Source organism: Agathobacter sp. LCP21S3_B2 (assembly GCF_052118705.1).
In the GTDB taxonomy this organism is placed as follows: Bacteria; Bacillota; Clostridia; order Lachnospirales; family Lachnospiraceae; genus Roseburia.
The window spans coordinates 1-2,623 of record NZ_JBQKGQ010000039.1 but is presented as its reverse complement, the minus strand read 5'-3'; the positions used below and the strand labels follow the sequence as shown (position 1 = coordinate 2,623).

The 2,623-nt window shown below is 35.5% G+C and carries 3 protein-coding genes; all 3 read right to left on the bottom strand.

Features of this window, described 5'->3' with window-relative positions; genetic code table 11:
• Positions 1-260 precede the first annotated feature (260 nt).
• Complete coding sequence (locus tag ACTQ1L_RS15140; RefSeq protein ID WP_441368079.1) at positions 261-899, bottom strand: ATP-binding protein; 639 nt, start codon at positions 897-899, stop codon at positions 261-263.
• A gap of 800 nt (positions 900-1,699) precedes the next feature.
• Positions 1,700-1,852, bottom strand: a complete 153-nt coding sequence (locus ACTQ1L_RS15135) for a DUF6933 domain-containing protein (protein ID WP_441368077.1) — start codon at positions 1,850-1,852, stop codon at positions 1,700-1,702.
• Between the two features lie 5 nt (positions 1,853-1,857).
• Positions 1,858-2,181: a hypothetical protein gene (locus ACTQ1L_RS15130; RefSeq protein WP_075717778.1), complete on the bottom strand. Its 324-nt coding sequence runs from the start codon at positions 2,179-2,181 to the stop codon at positions 1,858-1,860.
• Positions 2,182-2,623: the final 442 nt, after the last annotated feature.

The window sequence follows — 2,623 nt, the reverse complement described above, 5'->3', positions numbered from 1 at the left end:
ACTCATTATGGGACTTGGGAAGAGTAATGTATGGCGGCATATATTTGCAGATTTCTGTGAATTGTGCAGTCAATAAGTCATTATAAACTGGTTATTGAAATTCAAAGGGGGTGTGCCCTTTTGACCTATATGATTGATTGTAATTAGTGTGCAGCCTATAAAATATAACTACACTTATAGGCTTATTTTTATAAAAATGGAACTTCACGGATTCAGGTATAACCTAACCACATTGGTTAAGATGTGGTTAGGTTATTTTCTCACGAAAAATATTTCTGATTTTTACTTGATGGCTTTTCCGGTATAGTCATCTTTAACACACCATTTTTCAGCATAGGTGTTAAATACTTTCTTCTAAAACTTGTCCTGCTATCAAAATAAAATTCATCCATTATTTCTTGGACCGATTTCGGTTCTTTACAAAAATCAATGATTTGCTTGTTCAAATCCTGACCATTTTGGTTAGGATAATGGTCAGGATGCTGACCATCATTCCTCAACATCCCCAAATACTTATCACAAGCCTTACACAGAACCATAATTCCAGCCTCATTAATCTCGTATTCCGGCAATGGTCCATCATACAACGCACAGGCTTCCCGAATCTTCTCGAATCCTCTTCCCCAAGCTTCAATCATACCGCTTTTGAAAAAGACATTAGCCAATTTCGGATTATAAGGCTTTGATGAATGCTTCATAAACAACTTGTCAGTAGAATCCAGATTTGGAGGCATCTCACCATCATTCCAAATATATATCTTGTCCTCGTAAACACTAATCTGGATTGGATTGCAGCTACTGTAATCCTTATGAACAATGGCATTCAACAAAATCTCACGGAATGCGTCCTTGTGGAACATAAATTGCTCAATTCTCTGGACTCCCTCATAATCAATCAAGGCCTTCATATATTTTGTATAAACTAAATCAACGGTCTTATCTGTCCAGAGGCAAACATGATTATCGTTTTTTCCATCAAAAAAGGCAAAGTAAATTATCCTCCCAAAAACAGCTTCCCAAAAATGAATATACTCTTATAAATCTGGGAATTAAGAAGATAACCTTTGATACTAAATACTCTCTAATGCCTGTATTTACAAGGTTTATCTCCTATAATATGAAGATGAAAAAAGACCTTTTTGGAGTCCCATAAATGGTTCCAAACAAGGCCTTATTCATCTTCATATTCTGTTTTTGGGGATAGTCCACTTTGCCCTTTTCAGGATAAATGACTTTGCCCCTGAACATTCTCCTTATTCAAACTCGCAAAGTTTGATGTGATTTTGATTCGTTTTAGTTAGTTTTCTATACCATATAGTTTTGAAAACAATGGTTTTTCCACACATTATTTTTCGTTTCACACACTTTTAGTACCAATCCAGTACCAGCTATTTTTTGTCATTATTGTGTGTAGTTCCGATGGCTTGCAGGTCATTTGACTATTCAAAGAATAATCGTCTGTTGGTTTGCAAGTTCACCTATAGAAATTATAATCTCAAACTGCTGTTTCTGCAACAAAAAGTTTTGTGGTACTAATCAGTAGTACCACGATTATTTTCTATGTATTGGCTGAAATCAATCACCTTTGCGGGATTTCTCTTAGGCACAATTCCTGCATCACGCCATGGATCACACGACCGATATACATTGTATAGTAATTCCAGTTTCTTGGCTCAATATCTGTCATTGCTATTGTATATCAATTGCTGGCATTTACAATAAACAGGACATTTCTTCCTTTTATTTTCGTCAAATGTGTATCCCAGCAAAACACAAGTGAAGCACCCTTTATTTCATCAATCTTTGTTGTTTTTAATCGCTCTTGAACTGATTTTGTTGCACCTATCTCCACGTGTATCACCTGCTTATCTCAAGTATTCTTTTTACTTCCTGTTGCAATTCGTCACTGAATTCTGATAAATCATCATATGTAATCACCTTCAGTCTTATAAGACGAACGATATCCCATATTGCCTCTGACTTGCTCATCTCCATAATAACTCCAGGATGATGCTTATCTTCCTTTATCCGCTTTTCCAGTTCCCAGAATTTCTCTGATGCATGCTTTGTATCATCATTCAGAAAATCCACATACTCTTTGACAAGACCTTTCATATAGTTTTCCTGCCAGTCTGATAATCTTTCTCGAAATAATTTCCAATCTTTTTTGCTTATGTCCATGATTTTAAACCTCCTCAGTCTCATGTTAGTCTCAACAAACTTTATCAAAACTGAGACTGACTTGAGACTGTACTCATACAAGTCAACCACAAATGCCCATTTTATCGCTTTTCTGCCATATTATGTAGTCTCACCAAGTCTCAAATCTCATGAGACTTCGTTGAGACTAACTCCAGAATACTCTTGGATGCCACCTGATTCACACATTTCTAATATTATTTCTTCGACTTATTTGTTTCACTCTTGAGCTAATTTCATCTTTAGCTTCATCTTTAGTTCAAGAAGAAAATCCTCTGTTTATCAGCATTTTCTTCCTTCATCTTGGACTATAATATGATTTGAGGGTCAAAAGGTATTCCAGCAAGGATACCGTATAACCATAAATTTGTACCTTGAAAACTTCACATAAATGAGGATTTTGTCAGCAATAAGTGGTATTATA

Bases quoted from the DNA above. Each gene is read 5' to 3' on its own strand.
- ACTQ1L_RS15130 (WP_075717778.1), bottom strand. From the start codon at position 2,181: ATGGACATAAGCAAAAAAGATTGGAAATTATTTCGAGAAAGATTATCA.